The sequence below is a fragment of the Xanthomonas sp. F1 genome (assembly GCF_014199855.1).
The window spans coordinates 391,634-416,446 of sequence record NZ_JACHOK010000003.1 but is presented as its reverse complement, the minus strand read 5'-3'; the positions used below and the strand labels follow the sequence as shown (position 1 = coordinate 416,446).

Below are 24,813 nucleotides of genomic sequence, written 5' to 3'. Positions count from 1 at the left end.
CATGCCCCTGGACACCACGTTGCGCCTGCTGGCCAAGGCCAGCGGCATGAGCGCCGCGGACATCGCCGCGGCCATTCCCCGCGCCGGCGCGGCCACGGTCAAGGCCTGGATGGCCGGCGAGAAACTGCCCGGACGCGCCCAGCTCACCGCGCTGGCGCGCACCTTCGGCGTCCCCGCCGGCGCCCTGCTCGGCGAACTGGCCAGCCAGTTGGACCCTGCGCGCACCCGCGGCGAGCACGACCTGCTGCAGGCCTACCGCGCCCTCGACGCCCGCCAGCAGGGCGCGCTGCTGGAAGTGGCGCGCAGCATGGCCGGCACCGGCACCCGCAAGCGGAGCAGCAAATGAGTCATCTCAAGCGCAAGCAGTACAAGGCCCTGATGCAGCCGCTGCAGCTGGAACTGATGGCGATGGCGCAGGCGGTGCAGCACAGCGGCGAGCGCGTGCTGGTGCTGTTCGAAGGCCGCGACACCGCCGGCAAGGGCGGCGCGATCCAGGCCATCGCCGAACACCTGAATCCGCGCCAGTGCCGGGTGGTGGCCCTGCCCAAGCCGACCGACCGCGAAGCCACGCAGTGGTATTTCCAGCGCCACGTCGCACACCTGCCGGCCGCCGGCGAGATCGTGCTGATGGACCGCAGCTGGTACAACCGCGCCGGGGTGGAGCGGGTCATGGGCTACTGCACTGATGCCGAGTACCACACCTTCCTGCGCCAGACCCCGCTGTTCGAGCGGCTGCTGGTGGACGACGGCATCCGCCTGTTCAAGTACTGGCTGTGCGTGGACCAGGCGCAGCAGGAAAAGCGCTTCGCCGAACGTCTGCACGATCCGCTGAAGGGCTGGAAGCTGTCGCCGGTGGACCTGAAGTCGCGCAGCCAGTACGCCGACTACACCCGCGCGCGCGAAGCGATGCTGGAGGCCACGCATCGCGACTATGCGCCGTGGACCCTGGTCGACTTCAACGACCAGAAGCGCGGCCGCCTGACCCTGATCCGGCACCTGCTCGACCAGTTGCCGGAAACCCGCCTGCACGAACCGGACCTGGACCTGCCGCCACTGAAGCACAAGCTGCACAAGGAAAAGTTCGGGCTGCTGCAGCCGATCGCGTCGTATGAGGCGGGGAGTAGCGATTAGGGATTGGGGATTCGTTGAAGCGTGCGGCTTGCAGTCGTCGTCCGAATGCACGTCCCTGGGCACGCGCGGTCAGCCGCTTCGGTGGGAACAGGTCGCGGCTGAAGCCGCTCCTACGATGGATCTCGGCCACGGAGTGCAAAGCAGGCACCTGCCTCCTGTAGGAGCGGCGTCAGCCGCGACGCGCGAAGCCATCCCATCCTCCCGTCGCGCAAGGCGTCGGGGCTGAAGTCCCTCCCACAAGCACTACCCTCGGTTTCCGACGCATCGGATGGAATTGCGGGCTCACCCGCAACATCACCACCGATCAGCTTTTCAGGTCGCGGCTGAAGCCACCCCTGCAGGGATGCCACAGCGATGCCAAGGCGATCCGATGGCGCTTCCACACGCACGGAAGCGCGCATCCCGATCCCCAATCCCGAATGCCCAATCCCGGGCGGCAGCGGCCACGCCGCCTAGCCAGACACCCTCACCCCGCCGCCTTCGCCTTCCCCTTGCCCTGCCCGGGCGCCGGGCCACCGGCGGCGGCGATCGCGGTTTCGATGTCGTGGGCAGTGACCGGCCCCAGGAACTGCTTGGCGACCTTGCCGTCGGGCGCGATCAGGTAGGTCATCGGCAGGCCGCGCGGGGTGGCGAAGTCGGCCGGCGGCGCATAGGTGTCGACGATGACGATCGGGTAGGCGACCGGATGCTGCTTCAGGAACGCCTGCATCTCCGCCGGCTCGATGTCCTCGTAGGCCAGGCCCACCACCTCGATGTTGTCGCGCATCACGTGCAGGGCCGACAACTCCGGCATCTCCTTCAGGCACGGCGCGCACCAGGTGGCCCAGAAATTCACCACCACCCATTGCCCGCGATGCGCGGCCAGGTCGTACTCGCGCCCATCCACCGCCTTCATCTTCAGGGTCGGCTCGGGGCGGGTCTCCTGCACCACGGACGGTCCTGCCGCCGGAGCGGCGGGGGCCTCCGGCGCTGGCGGGGCGGTCGGCGCCTTGGGCGCGGATGGCGCTGCGGACGTGGCAGTGCCGTCGGCCGGCTTGGGCGTGGGCTGGCGGTCGCACCCGGCGAGCAGGGCGGCGGCGGCGAACAGCGGGAACAACAGGCGCATGGCGGTCATGCAAGGTCTCCGATCTCGGTGTAGAGGTCGCCGACGCGACGCTTGAGCACGTCGCGCAACGGTAGGCGCAGTTCGTCCAGCGCGCGGCACGCCGCCTGTCCCAGGGCGTCGTCGCGGCACGGCAGATAGGTCTCGACGACAGGGATGCGCAGTTGGCAGTTCTCGTACAGCTCGGCCACCGGCAGGTCGCTCAGGTCGCGGGCCAGCAGCCAGTCGCCCTGCTCGGTGCGGCGGAGCAGGCGGATGCGTTCCAGTTCGCACAGCAACTGCTGCATCAGCGAATCGGTCAGCATCGGCTCCAACTGCAGGATCTGGTCCTCCTGCAGTCCGCTGCCCTGCTTGCGCGCCTGCGCGAAGCGCCCGAGCAGGCGCAGCAGGCCGTAGATCTCGTAGCCGGCCGGCAGGCGCATCGAGGCCGGCTGGTAGCGGAACGCGGCGATCGAGGACGACACCGAGGCGCCGAGCAGGATCGCGATCCAGCTCAGGTAGATCCACAACAGGAAGATCGGCACGAACGCCACCGTGCCGTAGATGCGCTGGTAGGACTGGAAGCTGCCCAGGTACAGGCTCAGCCCCCACTTCACCAGTTCCAGCAGCAGCACCGCCAGCAGCGCGCCCGGTACCGCGTGGCGCAGCTTGACCGTGTGGTGCGGCACCACCCGGTACACCAGGGTGATGCAGACGAACTCGATCAGCACCGGCGCCACGCTCAGCACCACCTGCGCCAGCATCCGGCCCTCGCTGGTCTTGAACAGCGGCAGCGCGAAGAACCGCGCCGACACCGCCAGCGAGGCCGCGGCCAGCAGCGCGCCGAGGGTCAACACCGTCCAGTACACCAGGAAGCGGGTCAGCTGCGGCCGCGCCGACACCACCCGCCAGATCTGGTTGAAGGTCTGCTCGACGCTGTTGAGGGTGATCAGCAACGAGACCACCAGCGCGATCACGCCGGCGGTGGTCAGTTGCCCGGCACTGGCCGAGAACTGCCGCAGGTAGGACTCCACCGAGCGCGCCGCGGCGGGCACGAAGTTGGAGAAGATGTAGTCGCTGAGCTGGTCGCTCCACTTGTCGAACACCGGGAACGCCGACAGCACCCCGAACACCACCACCGCCAGCGGCACCAGCGCGAAGATGGTGGTGTAGGCCAGCGAGGCCGCGGCCTGGAACAGCCGGTCGTCGATGAAGCGCCGCCACAGGAAGCCGGCGAAGCTGCGCATGCGCGCTCGGTCGCGCAGGCGATCGGCCCAGAGATTGACGGTGTCCAGCGGCTGCATCGGGCAAGGGTACCCGATGCGCATGGACGCCGGCATCGTCGATACTGACCGCCGTTTCGATCCACGAGAGGGCCGCATGGCCGAGATTCTGGTCCTGTACTACAGCCGCGGCGGCTCGGTGGCGCGCCTGGCGCGGCAGATCGCCCGCGGCGTCGGCGAGGTGCCGGGCATGGCCGCGCGTCTGCGCACCGTGCCACCGGTGGCCGCGGTCACCCAGACCAGCGCACCGCCGGTACCCGACAGCGGCGCGCCGTACGTGGACGCCAGCGACCTGCGCGAGTGCGTGGGCCTGGCGTTGGGCAGCCCGACCCGCTTCGGCAACATGGCCGCACCGGTCAAGCACTTCATCGACGGGCTCGGCGCCGACTGGGCCAGCGCCACCCTCGCCGGCAAGCCTGCGGCGGTATTCACCTCGACCGCGTCGCTGCACGGCGGCCAGGAGGCCACCCTGCTGTCGATGCACCTGCCGCTGCTGCACCACGGCTGCCTGATCGTCGGCATTCCCTACACCGAACCGCTGCTCAGCAGCACCCGCAGTGGCGGCACGCCGTACGGGGCCAGCCACGTTGCCGGTGCCGACGACGATCCGCAGCCCAGCGAGGAAGAAGCGCAACTGGCACGCGCGCTCGGCCGGCGCCTGGCCGACATCGCACAACGCCTGGCGGCGCCATGAGCGGCGCGCGCCTGCGGGTGGCGCTGGGGGCGACGCTGCTGGCGCTGGCGGCACTGTTCGCAGCCTGGTTCCACGACGATCGCCACCGTCTCGCCGCCCTGCTGGTGTTCGCGCTGCCGCCGTTGCTGCTCGCCGTGGGCGTGCTGCGCGGCTCGGCGCTGGCGCGGTTCTGGAGCGGCGTCGGCGCGCTGCTGTGGTTCAGCCACGGGGTGATGACCGCCTGGAGCCACCCGCCGCAGCGCGGCTACGGCTGGGCCGAGCTGCTGCTGGCGCTGCTGGTGGTAGGCCTGTCCAGCGCGCCGGGGATCCACGCGCGCTTCGCCCGCCGTCGCGGCACGGCCGGGCGCGACTGAGCGGCCGCCCCGCCGCGCCCGGTATCATGGACGGCCTGCGCGGCCACGGCCGCGTCCCGACATGCTTCTAGGAACGGCAATGGAAGAACTCCTGATCGTCACCACCGGCGGCACGATCGACAAGATCTACTTCGACGACAAGTCCGACTACCAGATCGGCGACCCGCAGATCGGCCAGATCCTCAAGGAACTGGGCGTGACCTTCCGCTTCACCGTGATCCCGATCATCCGCAAGGATTCGCTGCACATCACCGACGAAGACCGCGAACTGATCCGCGCCACCATCGCTGCGCAGTCGGCGCGGCACGTGCTGATCACCCACGGCACCGACTCGATGGTGCAGACCGGCAAGGTGCTGCAGGCGATCGAAGGCAAGACCATCGTGATGACCGGCGCGCTGAACCCGGCGCGCTTCCGCGGCTCCGACGCCGAGTTCAACATCGGCTGCGCGGTCGGCGCAGTGCAGTCGCTGCCGGCCGGCGTCTACATCGCCATGAACGGGCGCATCTGGGACCCGCAGAAGGTGCGCAAGAACGTGGCGGCGAACCGCTTCGAAGCCGCCTGAGCGACCGCGATGTCCAAGGCCACGCGCGCGACCAAGGCGTTGGACGCAGCCGGCGTCGTCTATCGGCTGCATCCCTACGACTACGCCACCGAGGCCGGCGCCAAGGGCCTGCAGGCCGCGCAAGCGCTGGGCCTGCCGCCGGAGCGGGTGCTGAAGAGTCTGATGGCCTGGGTCGACACGCGCGCGGTCTGCGTGGTGGTGCCGTCCGATCGCCGCGTGCAGTTGAAGAAGCTGGCCGCCGCGGCGGGCGGCAAGGCGGCGCGGATGATGGAGGCCGCCGAGGCCGAGCGCCGCACCGGCTACAAGGTCGGCGGCATCAGCCCGCTGGGCCAGCAACGGCCGGCGCCGGTGCTGGTGGAGCAATCGGCGCTGGGCGCGGGCAGCGTGTGGTTCAACGCCGGACAACGCGGCCTGCTGCTGGAGATGGACGCCGCGCAGGTCCTCGACGCCCTGCAGGCGCACGCCTGCGATCTGTGCGAGTGATGGCGGCGCCGGAGCGGGTGGCGTAGATCGCGATCTTTCCGATTGCCGCGCCGGCCGGCGGCCTGCGCCATCGCAGTGGCGGGTACCAAGCTCCACGCAGTCGTGCCATCGACCTGATCCGCGCGACAATCACCGCGATGGCCGGCAGGCGTAGCGCCATGGCGCGCCCCGCGACAGCGCATGCACTGCCAGCAAAAAAAAGCCCCGCGCCGAAGCGCGGGGCGACCGAGAGTGGCAGCATCGGCATCGTCCTGGCCGACCGCTGCGATCCGGCACCGGGAGGTGCGCGGCGGCCATCACGCGGCCGCCGCGACGGAGTGCCTCAGTAGTCGGCCTTCAGGCTGAGCCCGGAGAACGTGCTGTACGCCTTCACCCGCACGTAGTAGGTGCCGGCCTGCGGGGAGTTGAAGGTGCAGCTCTCGTTGTTGCCGTTCTTGTACGGACGGCAGTCGTAGGCCGAATCGGTCGGCGCGCTGCCGAAACGCACGTACAGGTCGGCATCGCCGCTGCCGCCGGAGGTGGTGACCACCAGGCTGCTGGCACCGGACGGCACCTTGACCGTGTAGTTCAGCGAGGAGCCGCTGTTGGCGCTGAGGTTGGTGACCGCCACGCCGTCCTGCAGCTCGTTGCTGCTGCCACCACCGCCGCCGCCGCCACCGCTGCTGCCGCTCTGCGCCGCGGTGACCGCTGCGTTGGCATCGAGCAGGCCGGCGCCGCAGCCCTGCGAGCAGGAGAAGCTGGCGGCGGTGTTCTTGATGGTGCTTTCCACCTGCGCCGGGGTCAGCGCGGTCGGCGCCACCGACTGCATCAGCGCGACCACGCCGGCCACGTGCGGGGTCGCCATCGAGGTGCCGTTGTACGAGGCATAGCTCGGGTTGCCCGGGGTGGTGGTGCCGTCGTTGAGCGTGGACAGGATGTTCGAGCCCGGCGCGGAGATGTCGATGCCCGCGCCGTAGTTCGAGTAGCTGGCCTTGGCCCGCGAGGACGTGGTGGCCGCCACCGCGATCACGTTGTTGCAGTTGGCCGGCACCGAGCTGGACACGTTGGTCGAGCTGTTGCCCGCCGCGACCACCACCGTGGTGCCACGGCTGACCGCACCGTTGATGGCGTTCTGGTAGGTGCTCGAGCAGGTGCCGCTGCCGCCCAGCGACATGTTGATCACTTCGGCCGGGTTCTGGTTGGCCGGCACGCCACTGACGGTGCCGCCGGAGGCCCAGGTGATCGCATCGGCGATGTCGGAGGTGTAGCCGCCGCACTTGCCGAGCACGCGCACCGGCAGGATCTTGGCCTTGAACGCGGTGCCGGCGACGCCGGTGCCGTTGTTGGTGACCGCGGCGATGGTGCCGGCCACATGGGTGCCGTGCCAGCTGGAATTCGAGGCAGGCGAGCCGGAGTAGCACTCGCCGGCGGCGGCCCAGTCGCCTTCGTCGGCCGGGTTGCTGTCGCGGCCGTTGCCGTCGCGCGCGGAATCCGCATCGCTGATGAAGTCGTAGCCTTGCAGGACGTTGGCGTTGAGATCGGGATGGCTGGTGATGCCGGTGTCGATCACGGCCACGACCACGCCGTCGCCGGTGGCCTTGTCCCAGGCCGAACGCACGTTGATGCCGGCGTTGGTGGTGCCGAACGCCCACTGGTCGCCCAGGCGCGGATCGTTCGGGGTCAGCGCGATGGTCATGCGCTGGTCGACCTCGACGTATTCGACGTTCGGGTCGGCGGCGATCTGCCGCATCAGCGTCTCGGCCTCGGCGCGGTCCAGCGGACGGCTGGCCTTGACCACTTCCGGCCCCACCGCCAGGCGGCGCAGGCTGGTCAGGCCGAGCGCGCGGCCGTTCTTGGCCGGCATGGCGGCGGCGGCCGATTGCAGCGTCGCGCGCAGTGTCGCCGAGGGCGCCGCAGCGGCGGCGGAAGCGCTGGAGATGCTGACCGGCGCGGCGTCACGGGTCTTGACGATGAAGCGCTGCACGGTCGGTTCGGAAGACAGGCCTGAGAGGTTCACGTCACCGGCGAAGGCTGGGGTGGCCAGCAGCAGCGAGGTGAGAGCGGAGGCGCCCAGCACCACCAGCCACGGACGCTGGCGCGAACCACGATGCGACATTTCGGACATTCGGACTTCCTTTCGGTTGAGTAGCCGCCTGGATGGCGGTGTTCCGCGCCGCACCGATTCGGCCTCAACCTGAATCCGGCGTGCATTGCGAGCCCGGTCGACCCACGCGTTGCCGACCATTCATCGAACCTAGCTCAGTACAACCGCGTATGGAGCAGGGTGTGACGGAAATCCGTTGTACAAAACGATGAAATGCAATGAACATCGATGTCACAAAGAGAACTGCACCTCGTTTTTGTTGCATCGCAGCATGGCAAAACGCCAAAGTTGGCAAAACAGGGGCAGCTTTTTGGCTCCCGCGCGACACACGGGACAAGAAAAGGAGACATCGGATACAGACGACAGAGATGGTCTGCAGCACGGCGCCACATCGGGATGGACACGAAATGTCCAGGGAGCGGACTCCCGGAGAGGTGCGGAAGGCGCGGCACGGAGGCGGCGGCGACGCATCACACGCCGCGGCGCACCGGCGCGGACGCCGAATGCGATGGCTGACGCCATCATCGGACCATGCGCCCCGGGGGCATGAGGTCCATTCGCCAGGGCGGCCGACAGCCGCCCCGGCGTTGGGCGTTGGGCGTTTGGCTCAGCCCAGCCGCACCAGCCAGCCGTGGCGGTCGGCCACGCGACCATACTGGATGTCGGTCAGCTCCTGGCGCAGCGACAGCGTCACCGGGCCAGCCGGGGCGGTCAGGTCGCCGACGGCGAAGTCCTTGCCCTTGAGCTGGCCGATCGGGGTCACCACCGCGGCGGTGCCACAGGCGAACACCTCGGCGATCTCGCCCGAGGCCACGCCGTCGCGCCACTCGTCGATGCCGACCTGCCGCTCCACCACCTGCATGCCGCGGTCGCGGGCCAGTTGCAGGATGCTGTCGCGGGTGATGCCTTCCAGGATGCTGCCCGACAGCGCCGGGGTGACCAGGCTGCCGTCGCGCATCACCAGGAACACGTTCATGCCGCCCAGTTCCTCGATGTACTTGCCCTCGACCGGGTCGAGGAACAGCACCTGCGAGCAGCCATGCGCCTGCGCCTGCTGCTGAGGCAGCAGCGAGGCGGCGTAGTTGCCGCCGCACTTGGCCGCGCCGGTGCCGCCCTTGGCGGCACGTGCGTAGTCGGTGGACAGCCAGATCGCCACCGGCGCCACGCCCTTGGCGAAATAGGCACCGGCCGGGCTGGCGATGACGTAGTAGCCGGCCTTCTGCGCGGCGCGCACGCCCAGGAACGCCTCGTTGGCGATCATGAACGGACGGAAATACAGGCTGGTCTCCGGCGCCGACGGCACCCACGCCGCATCCACCGCGATCAGTTGCCGCAGCGATTCCACGAACAGCTCCACCGGCAGCTCCGGCAGCGCCAAGCGCTGCGCCGAGCGCTGCAGGCGCTTGCCGTTGGCCTCCGGGCGGAAGGTCCAGATCGAACCATCGGCATGGCGGTAGGCCTTGATGCCTTCGAAGATCTCCTGGCCGTAGTGCAGCACCGAGGCGGCCGGATCCAGCGCCAGCGGACCGTAGGCGCGCACTTCGGCGTCGTGCCAGCCCTGCTCGCGGCTCCATTCGATGGCGACCATGTGGTCGGTGAAGTAGTTGCCGAAGCCCGGCGCGGCGAGGATCTGCGCGCGCGCCTCGGCGCTGCGCGCGGTGGTGGACGGGGTCAGGCGGAACTGCGTGGACGGCTCGGTAGCGGACACCGGGAATTCCTGTGGTAGTCGAGGGATGGCCAGGCCGCGGCGTCGTGGCGACGGCAGCGGCGACGCCCGATCGGACTCCGGCACGACGCGCGAGGCGTCGCGGGCGGGTTCAGAGCATGCCGGTTTCCAGGCGCGCGGCCTCGGACATCATATGCCGGCCCCACGGCGGATCGAACACCAGCTCGACGTCGGCCTCGGCGATGGTCGGGATCATCTCCAGCTTGCTGCGCACGTCGTCGACCAGGATCTCGCCCATGCCGCAGCCCGGCGCGGTCAGGGTCATCTTGACCTCGACGGTACGCTGGCCATCCTCGCGCGCGTGCATGGTCACGTCGTAGATCAGGCCGAGATCGACGATGTTGAACGGGATCTCGGGGTCGAAGCAGGTGCGCAACTGCTGCCAGATCAGGGCTTCGACCTGCTCGTCGCCGGCGTCCTCGGGCAGTTCCAGCCCGGGTGGCGGCTCCTTGCCGATGGCGTCGCCGTCCTTGCCGGCGATGCGGAACAGGTTGCCCTCCACGAATACCGTGTAGCTGCCGCCCAGCGCCTGGGTGATGTAGCCATAGCTGCCGGCGGGCAGCGTCACCGCGTCGCCCTGCGGCACCATCACCGCGGCGCAATCGCGTTCGAATTGGACAGGTTCGCTGCTGCGTGAGTACATGGGGGCGATATGGGGACAGGCCCCGCCGGTGCAAGTCGTGCAGTTTATCCGAGTGCGCGGGGCGCGCGCCGGAAGTATCCTGTACGCCTTCTCCGGGAACATCGAATGCCGCCTTCCTCCACGCCGGCCAGGCCCTCGCACTGGCTGTGGCCCCTGCTGCTCGCCATGGGCTGTTTCACCGCACTGATCGCCTGGTTGCTGGTGGCGCTGTCGCTGGGCCGCCAGGCCGGCTGGATGGCCGTGGTGGTGGCGCTGGAGATCGCCTGGATGCTGCGCCTGGGCAACCTGCCACGCGGCCCGCTGCGCATCGCAGTGGCGATGATCGCCACGGTGCTGGTGATCGTCGCCGCCAACTGGGGCATCGCCGCCGCGCAGATGGGCGCGGGGCTGGGCCTGAACGTCTGGGATTCGTCGCTGAAGATGGGCGCCCACTACGCCTGGACCCTGACCCTGCTGGCCAACAGTCCCGGCGATCTGCTGTGGCTGGGCATCGGCGTGGCCACGGCGTATTTCAGCGCGCGCTGAGGCGGCCGTGGCAGACGCCACGCGTGCCGGGAGACGGGAGAACAAGCCGGCTGTGCCCGCGACGTCAGGTCACCTCCCACCCCCCTGCTTTCGCCGCATGACGTTGCTTGCGTAGGAGCGGCTTTAGCCGCGAGGGGCATTACCGGTAACGCCCCTCGCGGCTAAAGCCGCTCCTACGACTCCTAGGAACGCACCTGCTATCGCTGTCCGAGGCTTGCTTGAGCGCGACAGCCGGAGGTCCCAGAGCGCCGCCCCTGCCCCACTGTCACGCCCGCGGCACTCAGTGCCCGCCACCGTCCAGCGCCTTCAGCTCGCTGACCAGGGCGCCGGCCGCCTCGGCGCCATCGCCATAGAGCATGCGCGTGTTGTCCGCGTAGAACAGCGCGTTCTCGATGCCGGCGAAGCCGGTGCCCTTGCCGCGCTTGATGACGATGACGTTCCTGGAATTGACCACATCCAGGATCGGCATGCCGTAGATCGGGCTGGCCGGGTCGGTCTTGGCGACCGGGTTGACCACGTCGTTGGCGCCGATCACCAGCGACACGTCGGTGCTGGCGAACTCGGGGTTGATGTCGTCCATGTCGGCGATCAGGTCGTAGGGCACGCCGGCCTCGGCCAGCAGCACGTTCATGTGCCCGGGCATGCGCCCGGCCACCGGGTGGATCGCGAACTTGACCTTGACCCCGCGCTCGATCAGCCGCTGCGCCAGCTCCCAGATCTTGTGCTGCGCCTGCGCCACCGCCATGCCATAGCCCGGCACGATCACCACGCGCTCGGCGTAGGCCATCATCGCCGCCACGTCGCCGGCCTCGATCGGCTTCTGGCTGCCGGCGATCGCCTGCGCCTGGCCACCGCCGCCGAAGTTGGAGAACAGCACGCCGCGGATCGGCCGGTTCATCGCCTTGGCCATCAACCGGGTCAACAGGATGCCGGCCGCGCCGACCATCATGCCGGCGATGATCAGCGCCTCGTTGCCGAGCACGTAGCCCTCGAATGCCACCGCCAGGCCGGTGAACGCGTTGTACAACGAGATCACCACCGGCATGTCGGCACCGCCGATCGGCAGCGTCATCAGCACGCCCAGGGCCAGCGCCAGCACGAAGAAGAGCACGATCGCCAGCGGACTCAGGCTGATCGCCGCCCAGGCGCCCACGCCCAGCATCGCCACGCACACCAGCAGGTTGAACGCCTGCTGCGCGGGGAAGGTGACGCGCTTGTCCAGGCGGCCGTCGAGCTTGGCCCAGGCGATGATCGAGCCGGACAGCGACACCGCACCGATCGCCGAGCCGATCACCGCCAGCGCCAGCGTGGTCGCATCCGGCTGGCGCGCGGCCAGCGCGGCGATCGCGGCCTCGCTCCAGTGCGTGGTGTCGCGACGCATCAGGAACGAGAAGCGCAGCAGTTCCACCGCGCCGATCGCCGCCGCCGAGCCGCCGCCCATGCCGTTGTACAGCGCGACCATCTGCGGCATATCGGTGATCGCCACCTTCTTGGCCGAAATCCACGCCGCGGCGGTGCCGAGCGCGATCGCCAGCACGATCAGCGGCAGGTTGTGCAGGCCCGGCAGCAGGAAGGTGGCGGCGGTCGCCAAGAGCATGCCGAAACCCGCCCAGCGGATGCCGCTGCGCGCGGTCCTGGGCGAGGCCATGCGCTGCAGGCCGAGCAGGAACAGGGTGGCGGCGACCAGGTAGCTGCTCTTGATCAGGATCGGCAACAGTTCCATCAGCAGGCGTGCTCCGAAGAAGGACATCTGCCCGAGCGGCAGCAAGTGGGAGAGAACGCCCGGCGCGATGCCGAGCAGCAGCGCGAGCAGGACGGCGGCGACCAGCGCCGCGACGATGCGCGGGTATCGCGCATTCAATCCTTCGCCTTGGTCTTGGCGGCGTCCGGCTTGCTGGACTTGAACATGTCCAGCATGCGCTCGGTCACCACGTAGCCGCCGGCGGCGTTGCCGGCGCCGAGCAGCACCGCGACGAAGCCGATGGCTTTTTCCAGGGTGGTGTCGGCATGACCCAGTACCACCATCGCGCCGATCAGGACGATGCCGTGGATGAAGTTGGAACCGGACATCAGCGGGGTGTGCAGGATCACCGGCACCCGCGAGATGATCACATGCCCGGCAATGGCCGCCAGCATGAAGATGTACAAGGCCACGAACCCGTCGCTCATCGCACCGTTCTCCCGGGCGCCGCGCCCGTCCGCCGCATCATAACCGCCTGCTGAACCGCTGTGCGATGCCACCGTGCCATTCCACCGGGCCCGCGGAGCCCGACCGGTCAACCGCGGCCGCCGCGGCGCGTTAACCACGGTATCCCCCTGCCAGGAAGCTAAGCTGTGCTGGTGAGCACGCCCGCCCTCGCACCACCGTCGACCGATGCCGACACCGCGCAGCGCCCACTACCGGCGTCGCTGGACGCGTTCCTGGCCGAGATCGGACCGCGCGCGTTCCGCTTCGCCGAAGCCGGCCTGCGCCAGCGCGAAGACGCGCTGGATGCGGTGCAGGACGCGATGATCAAGCTGCTAGCCTACCGCGAGCGCCCGGCGCAGGAATGGACACCGCTGTTCTGGAGCATCCTGCGCCGGCGCATCATCGACCTGCAGCGCCGCCGCAACTTCCGCCTGCGCTTCTGGGCGCCGACCAGCGAACGCGAGGCGGACAGCCCGCCGGACTGGGCCGACGACGGCCCCAATCCGTCCGAGCAGCACGAACGCCGGCAGACCCATGCGCGGCTGGTGACGGCGCTGCGCGCGCTGCCGGCGCGGCAGCGCGAGGCCTTCACCCTGCGCGTGCTGGAAGAGCTGGACGTGGCCACCACCGCACGCGCGATGGGCTGCTCGGAAGGCTCGGTGAAAACCCATCTGTCGCGCGCCCGCGAGGCGCTGCAGAAACATCTGGAGGACGTCCGATGACATCCGATTCCACCCGCTCCGCGAACTTCGACGCGCGCCTGCGTGCCGTCCACCAGACCGGTTTACAGGCCCTGCCGGCGTCGACCCTGGCGCGGCTGCGCGCCGCGCGCCAGCAGGCCAGCCGGACGCACACGGCGCCGGGCCGCCGCTGGGGCTGGCTGCTGGCGGCGGTGCCGGCGTTGCTCGGTGCAGCGTTGGGCGTGCACCTGCTGCTGCGCCCGGCACCGTCGGTACCGACCAGCACCGCCAGCGTCGCTGCCGGCACGACTGCGGCCACAACCACGTCGGCGCGCGCCGGCGCGGGTGCAGACACCGACCAGGCCGCAACCGCGATGCTGGACGAAAATCCCGACCTGTACCTGTGGCTGGGCTCCGATACCTCGCTGGCAATGGAATGAACCCGATGACTCGCCTGATCCGTCTCTCCCTGGCCCTGGCGCTGCTGGCCGGCAGCGCCGCCCCGGCCGTGTTCGCCGCGCCGCCGCCCGGGCCGCCGCCGCCGAATGCGGCCGACCGCGACGACGATACCGGCCCACCGCTGCCCGACTGGGAGCATCTGAGCCCGCAACAGCGCGAGTTGCTGATCGCGCCCCTGCGCCAACGCTGGAACGATGCCCCGCAACAACGCCAGCGCATGTTCGAGCATGCGCAGCGTTGGCAGTCGATGACCCCGGAGCAGCGCGACCGCGCGCGCAAGGGCGCTCGCCGCTACGAAGACATGACCCCGCAGCAGCGCGAGGAGGCGCGCGTGCTGTTCGACCGCATGCGCGCGCTGCCGCCGGACCAGCGCAAGGCGCTGCGCGACCGCTGGGAAGCGATGACGCCGGCGCAACGCGCCGCCTGGATCCGTGCCAATGCCGGCCCGGACGACCGGCCACTGCCGGAGTCTTCCAGGTAAGCGGACGGCGGCACCGGTCGAAGCGTGATGCGCATGGCGCACGGCGCCTCGCCGTGTGCCACGCAATGGCGTCCAGCGGCCGCAGCGACACCCTGTAGGAGCGGCTTCAGCCGCGACGGGCGTTACCGGGAACGCCCGTCGCGGCTGAAGCCACTCCTACATGAGCAAGCAGATCGCGAGGCGCTGGGCGACGCGCTCACTGGCCCAGGCCTACATCGCCTTGAACAAGTGGACGTAGGCCCGGCTCACCGGCAGCTCGCCGCTGTACCCGCGCATGCGCAGGAACAGGCGGCAGGCCTCGTTGCGACGCGTGCCATCCAGCCAGGCGATATTGATCAGCGTGGAACGGTGCACCTGCCAGAAGTGCGCGGGGTCGAGCTGCGCGCGCAACTCCGCAATCGGCGTCCGGATGAGGAACTCTCCCTGGCCACTGACCACCACGGTGTACTTTCCTCGGCGCGCAAGAAGCGCACATCGGCCACGTCGACATGGTGCGTACGGTTCCCGTGCGCCGCATCACTACCAAGCTCGAGGCGCGGGATCGCGGCGAGACAAGATCCGCGCCGAAACCGCTAACGCCCGACCGTCGCGTCCGCGCTCACCCCGTCCAGCGCGTCTTCGCCAGCAACTCGTCGTTCCAGTCGTAGGCGATCGCGCCATCCTTCAGGAACAGGGCCACGAAGTTGTAGACGTTGCGCGCGTACATCTCGCTGGCATGCACCGCGCCCATGCTGGCCAAGTCCAGCGGCCCGGCAATGGTCACGCCGACGTGTTCGATGGTTTCGCCCGGCCGGGTCAGTTCGCAGTTGCCGCCGGTCTCGGCGGCCAGGTCGACCACCACGCTGCCCGGTTTCATGCCGGCGACCATCGCCGCACTGAGGATCTTCGGTGCCGGCCGCCCCGGCACCGCGGCGGTGCACACCACCACGTCGATGCCCTTCAGGTGCTCGGCGAGCCGACGCTGCTGCTCCGCGCGTTCGTCGTCGGTGAGTTGCCGCGCATAGCCGCCCTCGCCCGACGCGCTGACTCCGAGGTCGAGGAACTTGCCGCCCAGCGATTCGATCTGCTCGCGGGTTTCCGGGCGCACGTCGAAGCCTTCCACCTGTGCACCCAGGCGCTTGGCGGTGGCGATGGCCTGCAGGCCGGCCACGCCGGCGCCGACGATCAGCACCTTGGAGGGGCGGATGGTGCCCGCCGCGGTGGTCAGCATCGGGAAGAAGCGCGGCGCCAGCTGCGCGGCGATCAGGGTCGCCTTGTAGCCGGCCATGCCGGCCTGCGAACTGAGCACGTCCATCGCCTGCGCGCGGGTGGTGCGTGGCAACCGTTCCAGCGGGAAGGCGACCAGCTGCCGCGCCTGCAGCGCCGCCGCGCGCGCCGGATCGGCCTGCGGCTGCAGGATGCCGACCACGCCGGCGCCCTCCTTGAGCTGCTCCAGCGCCACCGCCGGCAGCGGCTGCACGCACAGCACCAGATCCGCCTGCGCCGGGCTCTGCGCATCGGCCAGCTGTGCGCCTGCGGCCAGATACGCGTCATCGACGAACCCGGCCGAGACCCCGGCCTGCGGCTCGACCTGCACCTGCGCGCCCAGGGCGACCAGTTTCTTGACCGTCTCCGGCGTGGCCGCCACGCGGCGTTCGCCCTGCGCCGATTCCTTCACCACCAGCACCTGCACTGCCATGCGATTCCCCGTGCCTTGCCCGTCGTCCGCGCCGATGCTACAGGGTCTGCACGCCAGGTGGAGGCGGACCGCCCAGCAAGCGGCGTCGTTGGCCAAGCGCGAGGGCGACGCGAACGCGAGGGCGCCCGCCGCGCGCCGCGTCGGCGAAGGAGCGTTCTGGGCCGATGCGGCCAGGCGCATGGCCGAGTCGGGAAGGACGCTGCTCGCAAGGAAAACGCGCAACCCCGAGTGCAAATTGCCGACGCGGGTCGAGTGTAGGAGCGGCTTCAGCCGCGAACGGCAGCGCGAGGAAACCCGATTGCGGTTGATGCCTCCCATCGCTAGGCAAGGCGCACGGATAGGAGCGGTTCCATTCGAAGAGGTTATCGGGAACGCCCGTCGCGGCTGAAGCCGCTCCTACAGTCGCGATGGCAGATCGACTAACAGCCGCCAAAAACGCGTCGTGAGTGATGCGCTGACGGCGCCGATACCGGCAGCCGAGCAACACGTGACACGTGCAACGCCACGGCAGCGATCGCGCGCGCCGCGGCGGTGCCCTCAGTGCAAGGTCGCGCTATGCGGATCCAGGCGGTCGATGACGCCCTGCATGGCGCTGTCGAAGGCGCCGTCGTCGACGTGCGCGCGCAGCCGGCCCAACCGCACCATCACCGCCAGTTCTTCCGGCGAGGCCACGCAGAAGCGCACGCCGCGCCGGTTGACGAACAACAGCCGCGAGGAGATCGGACTCACCCACGACAGCTTGCCGGCCTGCATCTTGCCGTCGCGGTCGACGAAATCCAGCCAGGTGCCGATGGGCATCGCGCGAAAGCGGTCGGCATCGGCGTTGTCGAAATCGTCCATGGTCTGCGGCGGCGCCACCTCCACCGGTTGCGCCTCCTGCACCGGCGGCTGCGGCAGCGCCACCTGCGGCAGTTCCGGCAGCGGCCGCTCCAGCTCCGGACGCAGTTCGGCTACCGCCTGCAGCGTGTCGTGCAGCGCATCGATCGCCGCCGTGGCCGCCACGGCATGCAGGCCGACGCTGGCGAAGACCCGCTGCAGCGCCCCCTGCCAGGCCTGCAGCCAGGGCTTGCCGACGATGTGCCGCTGCGCCTCGGCGGCTTCCTCGAGCAGGCCGTCGGCCAGCGCAAGCGCATCGCGCACGCCGGGGCCGCCCTCGCCTTCGCGCAGCATCGCCATGGTCAGGTGGTGCTGCCACGGCTGGCGCAGGAAGTCCTGCAGCGCCTGCGGCAATTGCCGGCCCTGCAGGCGCAGCTGCAATTCGGCCTCGGCGCGCTGCCGCGCCAGTTCCAGCTTCTCCTGGCCGCGCTGGGTCTCGGCGGCGCGGCGCTCGGCGATCTCGATGCGGCGGCGGTGCTGCGCCAGGAAATCGCGGAACTCCTCTTCCAGGGTCAGGAAGATCGCCAGGTTCTCGTTGAAGTCGGCCACCAGCCGGTCGATGATCTCCTCGACCTTGCCCATCAGCACGCGCTCGGCCTGGCTTTCGCCGGTATTGCCCTCGCAGGCCTCGGCCAGGGAATTGAGCAGGCGCCGCGCCGGATGGGTCTTCTGCACGAACATGCGCCGGTCCAGCAGCGCGACCTTGACGAACGGCACCACCAGCCGGCCGATCAGTTCGCGCGAACGGCCCTCCAGGTCGCGCTCGTCGAGCATCACGTCGAACAGCATGCCGACCAGGTCGATCGCGTCCTCGTCGACCGGATCCAGCCGCGCATGCGCCGGGTCCACGCCGAACTGGGTGGCGTTGGACAGCACCTCGCTCTTGAGCCGCTGCGCCAGCGACTCGCTGTCGTCGCCGATCGCCGCGCGCAGCGTGGCGCTGGGCGTGGCCTGCAGCAGCGACAGCACCGACATCATCTCGCGCTGGCTCAGCGGCCGTTGCTGGCCGACCGCCGCGGTCGCCGCGGAGGTGGCGCTTTCGCGCGCGTTGCGGGTCTGCTGCAGCAATTCGTGCAGCGCCTCCAGCAACACGCCCTGGCTGCCGCCGGGCAGGCGCGCCTCGCCGTCGTCGTAGCGCTCGCCGGCCTGCAGGCTGCCGCGGCGCTCGGCCCAGCGATTGACGAAGCGGTTGGCCCAGGCCGGCGCGTAATGTTCTTCGTCCTCGCCGAGCTCGGCACCGATGCCGGCATCGGCTGCAGAGCCGGCCTCGCGCGGCGCGCGCGGCTCCGGCGGCGGCGGCGCGCGGCGCGGCGGCGGCGTGCGTGGCCGCGAGATCTCCGGCATCACTCCGGCCTGGGCGAGGCTGTCGTCGAGGTCCTGGTAGAGCTTGCCGACCCCGGCAGTGAAATCGCGCTCGCACAGCTTGATCAGCACCAGCCGCACTTCCGGGGCCAGGTCGCTGGTGGAGAACGCGGCATGCACGGCCACGCCGATGTGTTCGGGGCCGACGGGGTTGGTGTCCGCGTCCAGTCCCAAGCCGCCGGCGATCCAGCCCAGGCGGCGGTCGATGCGGGTCAGCACCGGCTTCCACTCGCGCAACAGCACGCTGGCCAGGTTGCGCACCGCCAGCCGCGATTCCAGCTCGTGTTCGGAGATCAGGCTCAGGCCTTGCCCATAGCCGGCCAGGGCGACCTCGGCCGACAGCGGCGCACCGGCCTCCAGCGCCTCCCAGGCGGTGTGCAGCTGTGCACGGAAGCGCGCGGCGATCTCGTCGCGGCGGCGCCGCAGTTCGCGCATGCCGTCCAGGAACAGCAACTGCGACGCGCCGGCGCTCTCGGCGCGGTCGAACAGCACGTCGTCGAAATGCGCCAGCGCCTCGGCAAAAGCCTGGCCCAGCACCGGCAGCATGCCCTCGCGCGCCTGCGTCAACAGGCGCGGGTCACGCGCCGGGTGTGCGTGCGGGCTGGGGCTGAAACTCATGCGCGACGGCTCCGCGCCATGGACGGCGCCAGATAAGAGAGTGGTGGAGAACGAACAGACGCGGCCCCTGTTTCCGCTCCTGCATGGTAGGCAAGGTAGCTGAATATGGACCGTGATGGGCTACGCATTTCTCGCTCCAGAACGTGACCCCGAGCAGAATCGTAGTGCGTGGCGGCGTAACCCCGCGTGCAGCGCGGCCTGAATACGCACACGCTCAGGCCGCGACCGCCACCCGTTCCAGGCGGTCGACCACGCCCTGCATGGCGCTGTAGAAGGCATCGTCGTCGCGGTGCAGGCGCAGCCGGTCCAGCCGCGCCATCACCGCCAGCGCCTCGGCCGAGGCGACGCACAGCCGCCCGCCGCGGCGGTTGACGAACAGCAGCCGCGCCGAGATCGGACTGACCCAGGTCAGCTTGCCGGGCTGCACGCGACCTTCGCGATCGACGAAGTCCAGCCAGGTGCCCAGCGGCAGGGTGCGGAAATAATCGGCGGTGATGTGGTCGAAATCGGTGGGCTGGGCCGGCTCCGGCAGCGCCGGCACCGTCTCGCCGGCAGGCGGCTCCGGCGTTTCGACGCTGGTCACGGGCGCCGCGGCCTGCAGCGGCCGCGCATGCGCCAGATCGTCCAGCGCCGTATGCAGGGACTGCCAGGCAGCCTCGGCCGCCGCCGCGTCCAGGCCGACACTGGTCCACAGCCGGGTCAGCTCGGCGTGTTGCGGCCGCAACCAGCCTTCTGCCGGCGCCGCGCCGGTCTGGGCCTGGCGGCACTGCGCCAGCACCGCGTCACCCAGCGCCAGCGCCGCGGCGAGCGCACTGCCCTGGCCATCGTCGCGCAGGGCCGACTGCTGCACGTACTGGCACCAGGACTGGCGCAGGAAGGCCTCGATCGGCGGCGGCAGGGTCAAGTCGTCGCCGGCCTGCTGCAGCAGTTCGTGCACGGCCTGCGCGGCGCGCTGGCGGGCGACCTCGCGGCGCTCTTCGGCCCGCTGCAATTCGGCCGCGCGGCGTTCGGCGATCTCCACCCGGCGCCGGTACTGCTCGTAGGCGCTGCCGAATTCGGCTTCCAGCGCCAGGAACACGGCCAGGTGCTCGTCGAAATCGCGCACCACCCGCTCCACCACCGCCTGTGCCTGCGCCAGCAGCGCCTGCTCCGGGCCGGTGCTGCCGGCATTGCCGTCGCAGGCGTCGGCCAGCAGGTTGAGCAGGCGCCGCGCCGGATGTCCGTCGCGCACGAACAGGCGCCCGTCGATCAGGGCCACCTTGGCCATCGGCACCAGCATCTGGCCCAGCAGTTCGCGCTGCGCCGGCTGCAGCACGCACTCCTCGAGCATCACATCGAACAGCAGGCCGACCAGGTCCAGCGTGTCCGCATCGGCCGGGTCCAGGCAGGTGCTCGCCGGGTCCAGACCGAGCGAGGCGCCGACGCCGGCGATCTGTCGGCGCAGACCCTGCGCCGATGGGCCGCCGTGCTCGCAGACGGCGGCGAATCCGGCCAGCGGCATGGTCTGCAGCAGCGACAGCACCGACAGCAGCTCGCGTGGCGACAGGCAGCGCCGGCCATCGCCGGGCGCCGGGTCCGGCTGCGCCTCGTGCAGCAGCGCGCGCAACGCCGGCGGCAGCACCTCCTGCTCGTTGCGCGCATGCGCGTCCAGTGCGCGCGCGGCACGGCGTTGCGCCGCCGACAGCGGTGCGGCGGTTTCCCAGTTCTCGAAGAAGCGGCTGATCCAGTCCGGCGCCGCCTCGTCCTCGCTCGCGCCCAGGCGCGGGATGGCCCGGCGGCGCGGGCGTCCGCTCGGCAGCGCGCGGGCGCGCGCGACCTCGTTCAGGCGCTGCTCCAGTTGCGCATACAGTTCGCCGACGCGCTCCTGCAGTTCCTGCTCGCAGATCTTGACGATCGCCAGCTGCACCTGCGGCGCCAGCACCAGCCCGTGCAGCGCCGCGTACACCGCCGCACCCACGTGCTCGGGGCCGAACGGATTGTTGTCGGCATCGATGCGCTGGCCGCCGGCGATGAAGCCGAGGAAACGGTTCAGCCGCATCAGCTCGGGCCGCCAGCGGTGCTGGATCGCCCCGGCCAGGTTGCGCACCGCCAGGCGCACGTCCAGTTCCTGTTCCGAGACCAGGCTGAGGTCGCCGCGCTCGCGCGCCAGGCTGCGCTCCACCGACAGCGGGCGGCCGGCTTCCAGCGCCTGCCAGGCCTGGGCCAGGTGCGCACGGAAACGCGCGGCGATCGGTTCGCGCTGCTGGCGCAGCAGCTGGATCGCCTCGAAATAGTCGTTCTGGGTCGGGCCGGCGCGCTCGGCCATGCGGAACAGCGCCTCGGCGAGCACGTCCAGCACCTCGCCAAACGCGCCGGCGAGCGGAACCGACACCACATCCCGGACCTGCTCGAGCAGATCCGCGTTGCGGCTGGGCGACAACTCTTCAGCGTATTCAGCAAGGGTCATGGCAGTGTGATACGCAGGCAGCAGTGAGACCGACGTCAATTCGGAAGCTAGCGGCAGATCAGCAACGCAAGGTGATTGTCCGTGTAACCGCGGCATCCGCTGCCGCCTGCGAGCGCCCGACTATAATTTCGCGCCCGTCCCACGGAATCGAGACTATGCGCACAATTCATTCGCTGCAAGCGTTGGATGCACGCCGTTCGGTGCCATCCAAGCAGCTCGGCGAGCCCGGACCGGATGCGGACACGCTGTTGGCCATGCTGCAATCGGCCGTGCGTGTCCCCGATCACGGAAAGCTGGTGCCGTTCCGCTTCCTGCGCATCGCCGGCCCGGCGCGCCTGGCGCTGGGCGACATCCTCGCCGCGCGCACCCTGCAGCGCGACCCCGGTGCCGCGCCGGCGGCGGTGGAGAAGGACCGCGAACGCTTCGCGCATGCGCCGGTGGTGATCGCGGTGATCGCCTGCCTGCAGCGCGGGCACAAGGTGCCGGAAATCGAACAGTGGCTGACCGCCGGTTCGGTGTGCTTCGCGCTGCTGCAGGCAGCGCAGGCCTACGGCTTCGGCGCGCAGTGGCTGACCGGCTGGATGGCGTATGACGAAACGGTGACCGCACGACTGGGCCTGGCCGAGCACGAGCACGTCGCCGGCTTCATCCACATCGGCACCGCCCGCCTCGACGCGCCCGAGCGCGAGCGGCCGGATCCGCGTGCGTTGCTCAGCGACTGGACGCCGTGAACGCAGGGCTGCCCCTGTCGCGGCCGCTGTACCTGGTCGACGCCAGTCTGTATGTGTTCCGCGCCTGGCATTCGATCCCGGACGAGTTCCAGGACGCGCAAGGCTGGCCGACCAATGCGGTACATGGTTTCGCCCGCTTCCTGCTCGACCTGCTCGAGCGCGAACGCCCGCAACACATCGTGATCGCCTTCGACGAAGCGCTGGACAGCTGCTTCCGGCATCGCCTGTACGCCGCCTACAAGGCCAACCGCGCGCCGGCGCCGGATGCGCTGCGCCGCCAGTTCGCGCACTGCAAGGCGCTGTGCGCGGCCCTGGGCCTGAGCTTACTGGCGCACCACGATTACGAGGCCGACGACCTGATCGGCAGCGCCCTGCACCGTGCGCGCGGCGACGGCTTCCACGGCGTGATCGTCTCCGCCGACAAGGACCTGTCGCAGTTGCTGCTGGAGTTCGACGAACAGTGGGACTACGGCCGCGGCCAGCGCTGGGGTGCGGCCGGGGTCAAGGCGCGCCACGGCGTGCATGCGCACCAGATCGCCGACTACCTGGCGCTGACCGGCGATGCGATCGACAACATTCCCGGCGTCACCGGCATCGGCGCCAAGTCGGCGGCGATCCTGCTGGCGCATTTCGGCGACCTGGACACGCTGCTGGCGCGGGTCGACGAAGTGGCATTCCTGCGCCTGCGCGGCGCCGCGCAGATGGCGGTGCGCCTGCGCGAACAGCGCGAGCACGCGCTGCTGTGGCGACAGCTGACCACCATCGCCCTGGACGCGCCGCTGCACACCGCCGCGCCGGGGTTCGCCCGCGGCGTGGCCGATGCCGACATGCTGCACGGCCTGTGCGAGGCGCTGCGCTTCGGGCCGCTGACCCGGCGCCGGCTGCTGCAGGCCGCCGGCCTGGAGTTGGCGACCGGCTGAGCGCCGCCCTCGCCGCTGCGAGCCGGCAGCGCTGCCGGTCGCAACGGGTGCGCTCGTCGAGGCGCGATGCGTCGACTGTGCACGGCCTGCCGTGGCCGACGCCAGCGCAAACCGCGCGACGGCGCCCAGGCGTAGCGCCCACCCAAACCGCGGGCCGCCTGGCGCACATCAAAAGTACATCGCACGCTCTACACTGCACCGCATCGCCGGACCGCGCCGCGCGCGACCGCGCCTTCTTTCTCCGCTACCTGCGAGCTGCCCATGCCCCGCCACGATTCCCCGCCCCGCGTCGTCTACGAAGGCAAGTACCAGCGCATGGTCGTGCGCGGCACCTGGGAGTATTCCGAGCGCGTGCATGCCGGCGGCCTGGCCGCGATCATCGTCGCGGTCACGCCGGGCGACGAGGTGCTGTTCGTCGAACAGTTCCGCGTGCCGCTGCAGGCGCGCACCATCGAGATGCCGGCCGGGCTGGTCGGCGATATCGATGCCGGCGAATCGATCGAAGTGTCGGCGGTGCGCGAACTGGAAGAGGAAACCGGCTGGACCGCCGACCACGCCGAAGTGCTGCTGATCGGCCCGACCTCGGCCGGCGCCAGCAACGAGAAGATCGCTTTCGTCCGCGCCAGCGGGCTGCGCAAGGTCGGCAACGGCGGTGGCGACGCCAGCGAGGACATCACCGTGCATTCGGTGCCGCGCACGCGCGCCGCCGCGTGGCTGGTGCAGAAGATGGGCGAAGGCTACGCACTGGACGCAAAGCTGTGGGCGGGCCTGTGGATGATCGAACACCACTTGGACGGCACGCCACGTGTCTGAGCCGCACGCGTCCGACCTGCCGCCGCTGCTGGGAACGGACGATCCTGCGGTCTTCACTGTCCACAACGCGGACGGCACCTCGCCGTTCGTGCTGCTGGCCGACCACGCCGGGCAGGCGGTGCCACGCGCGCTGCACGGCCTGGGCCTGGCGCAGGCGGAACTGGACCGGCACATCGGCTGGGACATCGGTATCGCCGGCACCACCCGCGCGCTGTCCGCGCTGCTCGACGCCTGGGCGATCGAACAGACCTATTCGCGGCTGCTGATCGACTGCAACCGACCGCTGGCCTCGCCGACGCTGATCCCGTCCGTCAGCGACCGCACCGTGGTACCGGGCAACGCCGCTCTCACGGCGGCGCAGCGGCAGCAGCGCATCGATGCCGTGCATGCGCCCTACCACGCACGCATCGTCGCCGAACTGGACGCGCGCCGCGTCGCCGCCCGGCCCACCGTGCTGGTGATGATGCACAGCTTCACCCCGGCGATGGACGGCGTGCCGCGGCCCTGGCATGCCGGCGTGCTGTATCACCGCGACACCCGCTTCGCCCACGCCCTGCTGCAGGCGCTGCGCGCGGAAGACGACCTGCTGGTCGGCGACAACGCGCCATATGCGGTCAGCGACAGCAGCGACTACGCGGTGCCCGTGCATGGCGAAGGCCGCGGTCTGGCGCATGTGGAACTGGAGATCCGCCAGGACCTGATCGCCGACGCCGCCGGCCAGCAGGCCTGGGCGCAGCGGCTGGCGCGGATCTTCACCGCATTGCAGCCGCAGTTGCTGGCGCTGGGCTGAGCGCCAGGCGCAAGCGAGAAAGCCGGCGCGCGCCGCCAGCGGCGATGCCGGCGCAGTCCAGCGCCAATCTGGGCCGCCGCGCTGGAACGGCGCCCATCACCACGGCAAGCGCATCTGCAGGAGCGCTTCAGCCGCGACCGGGTCTTATAGGGAAAGCCGTCGCGGCTGAAGCCGCTCCTACCGATCTACGCAACGTGCCTCGCT

Annotated in this window: 24 protein-coding genes and 1 pseudogene; 14 read left to right on the top strand and 11 right to left on the bottom strand. The window is 70.2% G+C overall.

What is annotated here, in order from left to right:
- Window position 1: 1 nt before the first annotated feature.
- Window positions 2-346, top strand: a complete 345-nt coding sequence (locus GGR71_RS10685; protein WP_010341252.1) for a helix-turn-helix domain-containing protein — start codon at window positions 2-4, stop codon at window positions 344-346.
- Window positions 343-1,131 (top strand): polyphosphate kinase 2, encoded by a 789-nt coding sequence (ppk2, locus tag GGR71_RS10680; protein WP_160959188.1) that lies wholly within the window; start codon window positions 343-345, stop codon window positions 1,129-1,131. The genes GGR71_RS10685 and ppk2 overlap by 4 nt, the downstream gene beginning before the upstream one ends.
- A 466-nt stretch (window positions 1,132-1,597) precedes the next feature.
- On the opposite strand, the gene GGR71_RS10675 is transcribed toward ppk2, so the two are convergent.
- Window positions 1,598-2,245: a TlpA family protein disulfide reductase gene (locus tag GGR71_RS10675; RefSeq protein WP_456362609.1), complete on the bottom strand. Its 648-nt coding sequence runs from the start codon at window positions 2,243-2,245 to the stop codon at window positions 1,598-1,600.
- Window positions 2,242-3,516, bottom strand: coding sequence for a YihY family inner membrane protein (locus GGR71_RS10670; protein ID WP_160959185.1), 1,275 nt, complete (start codon window positions 3,514-3,516; stop codon window positions 2,242-2,244). Before GGR71_RS10670 ends, GGR71_RS10675 begins: the two co-directional genes overlap by 4 nt.
- Before the next feature lie 76 nt (window positions 3,517-3,592).
- On the opposite strand from GGR71_RS10670, the gene wrbA reads away from it, so the two are divergent.
- The 4 genes from wrbA (at window position 3,593) to ybaK (ending at window position 5,590) form a co-directional block, all read left to right on the top strand.
- Window positions 3,593-4,189: an NAD(P)H:quinone oxidoreductase gene (gene wrbA / locus GGR71_RS10665; RefSeq protein WP_160959182.1), complete on the top strand. Its 597-nt coding sequence runs from the start codon at window positions 3,593-3,595 to the stop codon at window positions 4,187-4,189.
- Window positions 4,186-4,542 (top strand): DUF2069 domain-containing protein, encoded by a 357-nt coding sequence (locus GGR71_RS10660; protein ID WP_160959180.1) that lies wholly within the window; start codon window positions 4,186-4,188, stop codon window positions 4,540-4,542. Before wrbA ends, GGR71_RS10660 begins: the two co-directional genes overlap by 4 nt.
- Before the next feature lie 79 nt (window positions 4,543-4,621).
- Window positions 4,622-5,107: an asparaginase domain-containing protein gene (locus GGR71_RS10655; RefSeq protein ID WP_017909075.1), complete on the top strand. Its 486-nt coding sequence runs from the start codon at window positions 4,622-4,624 to the stop codon at window positions 5,105-5,107.
- A gap of 9 nt (window positions 5,108-5,116) precedes the next feature.
- Window positions 5,117-5,590: a Cys-tRNA(Pro) deacylase gene (ybaK, locus tag GGR71_RS10650; protein ID WP_160959177.1), complete on the top strand. Its 474-nt coding sequence runs from the start codon at window positions 5,117-5,119 to the stop codon at window positions 5,588-5,590.
- A 322-nt stretch (window positions 5,591-5,912) separates the two neighbouring features.
- On the opposite strand, the gene GGR71_RS10645 is transcribed toward ybaK, so the two are convergent.
- From GGR71_RS10645 to sufT, 3 genes are all read right to left on the bottom strand, one after another.
- Window positions 5,913-7,685 carry a S8 family peptidase gene (locus GGR71_RS10645; protein WP_160959400.1) on the bottom strand — a complete coding sequence of 591 codons (1,773 nt, stop codon included), beginning with the start codon at window positions 7,683-7,685 and terminating at the stop codon, window positions 5,913-5,915.
- Between the two features lie 595 nt (window positions 7,686-8,280).
- Window positions 8,281-9,381: a branched-chain amino acid aminotransferase gene (locus GGR71_RS10640; RefSeq protein WP_160959175.1), complete on the bottom strand. Its 1,101-nt coding sequence runs from the start codon at window positions 9,379-9,381 to the stop codon at window positions 8,281-8,283.
- A 109-nt stretch (window positions 9,382-9,490) separates the two neighbouring features.
- Window positions 9,491-10,042: a putative Fe-S cluster assembly protein SufT gene (gene sufT, locus GGR71_RS10635; RefSeq protein WP_017909071.1), complete on the bottom strand. Its 552-nt coding sequence runs from the start codon at window positions 10,040-10,042 to the stop codon at window positions 9,491-9,493.
- Window positions 10,043-10,147: 105 nt separating this feature from the next.
- Here sufT and GGR71_RS10630 point away from each other — a divergent pair, with 105 nt between their 5' ends.
- Window positions 10,148-10,567 carry a hypothetical protein gene (locus tag GGR71_RS10630; protein ID WP_160959172.1) on the top strand — a complete coding sequence of 140 codons (420 nt, stop codon included), beginning with the start codon at window positions 10,148-10,150 and terminating at the stop codon, window positions 10,565-10,567.
- A gap of 280 nt (window positions 10,568-10,847) precedes the next feature.
- On the opposite strand, the gene GGR71_RS10625 is transcribed toward GGR71_RS10630, so the two are convergent.
- Complete coding sequence (locus GGR71_RS10625) at window positions 10,848-12,290, bottom strand: NAD(P)(+) transhydrogenase (Re/Si-specific) subunit beta (RefSeq protein WP_456362611.1); 1,443 nt, start codon at window positions 12,288-12,290, stop codon at window positions 10,848-10,850.
- Between the two features lie 134 nt (window positions 12,291-12,424).
- Window positions 12,425-12,736, bottom strand: coding sequence for an NAD(P) transhydrogenase subunit alpha (locus tag GGR71_RS10620; RefSeq protein WP_010341238.1), 312 nt, complete (start codon window positions 12,734-12,736; stop codon window positions 12,425-12,427).
- A 165-nt stretch (window positions 12,737-12,901) separates the two neighbouring features.
- On the opposite strand from GGR71_RS10620, the gene GGR71_RS10615 reads away from it, so the two are divergent.
- From GGR71_RS10615 to GGR71_RS10605, 3 genes are read left to right on the top strand one after another with little or no spacing between them, the layout of a single operon-like run.
- Window positions 12,902-13,477: an RNA polymerase sigma factor gene (locus GGR71_RS10615; protein ID WP_048490024.1), complete on the top strand. Its 576-nt coding sequence runs from the start codon at window positions 12,902-12,904 to the stop codon at window positions 13,475-13,477.
- Entirely contained in the window at window positions 13,474-13,875 is a 402-nt protein-coding gene (locus GGR71_RS10610; protein ID WP_160959170.1) for a hypothetical protein, read from the top strand. Before GGR71_RS10615 ends, GGR71_RS10610 begins: the two co-directional genes overlap by 4 nt.
- A gap of 5 nt (window positions 13,876-13,880) precedes the next feature.
- On the top strand, window positions 13,881-14,375 hold the full coding sequence (locus tag GGR71_RS10605; RefSeq protein WP_184451906.1) for a DUF3106 domain-containing protein: 495 nt from the start codon (window positions 13,881-13,883) through the stop codon (window positions 14,373-14,375).
- Between the two features lie 210 nt (window positions 14,376-14,585).
- On the opposite strand, the pseudogene GGR71_RS10600 reads toward GGR71_RS10605, so the two are convergent.
- The 4 genes and pseudogenes from GGR71_RS10600 to GGR71_RS10585 all read right to left on the bottom strand — a co-directional run.
- Window positions 14,586-14,825, bottom strand: a pseudogene (locus GGR71_RS10600) (LytTR family DNA-binding domain-containing protein); the annotation flags it as partial.
- Between the two features lie 148 nt (window positions 14,826-14,973).
- A complete protein-coding gene (locus tag GGR71_RS10595; RefSeq protein WP_160959165.1) occupies window positions 14,974-16,053 on the bottom strand; it encodes an NAD(P) transhydrogenase subunit alpha in 1,080 nt (359 codons plus the stop codon).
- A 537-nt stretch (window positions 16,054-16,590) separates the two neighbouring features.
- Window positions 16,591-18,909, bottom strand: coding sequence for a DUF1631 domain-containing protein (locus tag GGR71_RS10590; protein ID WP_184451904.1), 2,319 nt, complete (start codon window positions 18,907-18,909; stop codon window positions 16,591-16,593).
- 214 nt (window positions 18,910-19,123) lie between these two features.
- Window positions 19,124-21,355, bottom strand: coding sequence for a DUF1631 family protein (locus GGR71_RS10585; protein ID WP_160959159.1), 2,232 nt, complete (start codon window positions 21,353-21,355; stop codon window positions 19,124-19,126).
- A 155-nt stretch (window positions 21,356-21,510) separates the two neighbouring features.
- Here GGR71_RS10585 and GGR71_RS10580 point away from each other — a divergent pair, with 155 nt between their 5' ends.
- The 4 genes from GGR71_RS10580 (at window position 21,511) to GGR71_RS10565 (ending at window position 24,609) form a co-directional block, all read left to right on the top strand.
- Complete coding sequence (locus tag GGR71_RS10580) at window positions 21,511-22,086, top strand: nitroreductase family protein (protein WP_048490018.1); 576 nt, start codon at window positions 21,511-21,513, stop codon at window positions 22,084-22,086.
- Entirely contained in the window at window positions 22,083-23,006 is a 924-nt protein-coding gene (locus GGR71_RS10575) for a 5'-3' exonuclease H3TH domain-containing protein (protein WP_160959157.1), read from the top strand. Before GGR71_RS10580 ends, GGR71_RS10575 begins: the two co-directional genes overlap by 4 nt.
- 261 nt (window positions 23,007-23,267) lie before the next feature.
- A complete protein-coding gene (locus GGR71_RS10570; protein WP_160959154.1) occupies window positions 23,268-23,819 on the top strand; it encodes an NUDIX hydrolase in 552 nt (183 codons plus the stop codon).
- A 16-nt stretch (window positions 23,820-23,835) separates the two neighbouring features.
- Window positions 23,836-24,609, top strand: coding sequence for an N-formylglutamate amidohydrolase (locus tag GGR71_RS10565; RefSeq protein WP_160959395.1), 774 nt, complete (start codon window positions 23,836-23,838; stop codon window positions 24,607-24,609).
- The last annotated feature ends 204 nt before the right edge of the window (window positions 24,610-24,813 follow it).

Bases quoted from the DNA above. Each gene is read 5' to 3' on its own strand.
- GGR71_RS10685 (WP_010341252.1), top strand. From the start codon at position 2: ATGCCCCTGGACACCACGTTGCGCCTGCTGGCCAAGGCCAGCGGCATG.
- ppk2 (WP_160959188.1), top strand. From the start codon at position 343: ATGAGTCATCTCAAGCGCAAGCAGTACAAGGCCCTGATGCAGCCGCTG.
- GGR71_RS10675 (WP_456362609.1), bottom strand. From the start codon at position 2,245: ATGACCGCCATGCGCCTGTTGTTCCCGCTGTTCGCCGCCGCCGCCCTG.
- GGR71_RS10670 (WP_160959185.1), bottom strand. From the start codon at position 3,516: ATGCAGCCGCTGGACACCGTCAATCTCTGGGCCGATCGCCTGCGCGAC.
- wrbA (WP_160959182.1), top strand. From the start codon at position 3,593: ATGGCCGAGATTCTGGTCCTGTACTACAGCCGCGGCGGCTCGGTGGCG.
- GGR71_RS10660 (WP_160959180.1), top strand. From the start codon at position 4,186: ATGAGCGGCGCGCGCCTGCGGGTGGCGCTGGGGGCGACGCTGCTGGCG.
- GGR71_RS10655 (WP_017909075.1), top strand. From the start codon at position 4,622: ATGGAAGAACTCCTGATCGTCACCACCGGCGGCACGATCGACAAGATC.
- ybaK (WP_160959177.1), top strand. From the start codon at position 5,117: ATGTCCAAGGCCACGCGCGCGACCAAGGCGTTGGACGCAGCCGGCGTC.
- GGR71_RS10645 (WP_160959400.1), bottom strand. From the start codon at position 7,685: ATGTCGCATCGTGGTTCGCGCCAGCGTCCGTGGCTGGTGGTGCTGGGC.
- sufT (WP_017909071.1), bottom strand. From the start codon at position 10,042: ATGTACTCACGCAGCAGCGAACCTGTCCAATTCGAACGCGATTGCGCC.
- GGR71_RS10630 (WP_160959172.1), top strand. From the start codon at position 10,148: ATGCCGCCTTCCTCCACGCCGGCCAGGCCCTCGCACTGGCTGTGGCCC.
- GGR71_RS10625 (WP_456362611.1), bottom strand. From the start codon at position 12,290: ATGGAACTGTTGCCGATCCTGATCAAGAGCAGCTACCTGGTCGCCGCC.
- GGR71_RS10620 (WP_010341238.1), bottom strand. From the start codon at position 12,736: ATGAGCGACGGGTTCGTGGCCTTGTACATCTTCATGCTGGCGGCCATT.
- GGR71_RS10610 (WP_160959170.1), top strand. From the start codon at position 13,474: ATGACATCCGATTCCACCCGCTCCGCGAACTTCGACGCGCGCCTGCGT.
- GGR71_RS10605 (WP_184451906.1), top strand. From the start codon at position 13,881: ATGACTCGCCTGATCCGTCTCTCCCTGGCCCTGGCGCTGCTGGCCGGC.
- GGR71_RS10595 (WP_160959165.1), bottom strand. From the start codon at position 16,053: ATGGCAGTGCAGGTGCTGGTGGTGAAGGAATCGGCGCAGGGCGAACGC.
- GGR71_RS10590 (WP_184451904.1), bottom strand. From the start codon at position 18,909: ATGAGTTTCAGCCCCAGCCCGCACGCACACCCGGCGCGTGACCCGCGC.
- GGR71_RS10585 (WP_160959159.1), bottom strand. From the start codon at position 21,355: ATGACCCTTGCTGAATACGCTGAAGAGTTGTCGCCCAGCCGCAACGCG.
- GGR71_RS10580 (WP_048490018.1), top strand. From the start codon at position 21,511: ATGCGCACAATTCATTCGCTGCAAGCGTTGGATGCACGCCGTTCGGTG.
- GGR71_RS10570 (WP_160959154.1), top strand. From the start codon at position 23,268: ATGCCCCGCCACGATTCCCCGCCCCGCGTCGTCTACGAAGGCAAGTAC.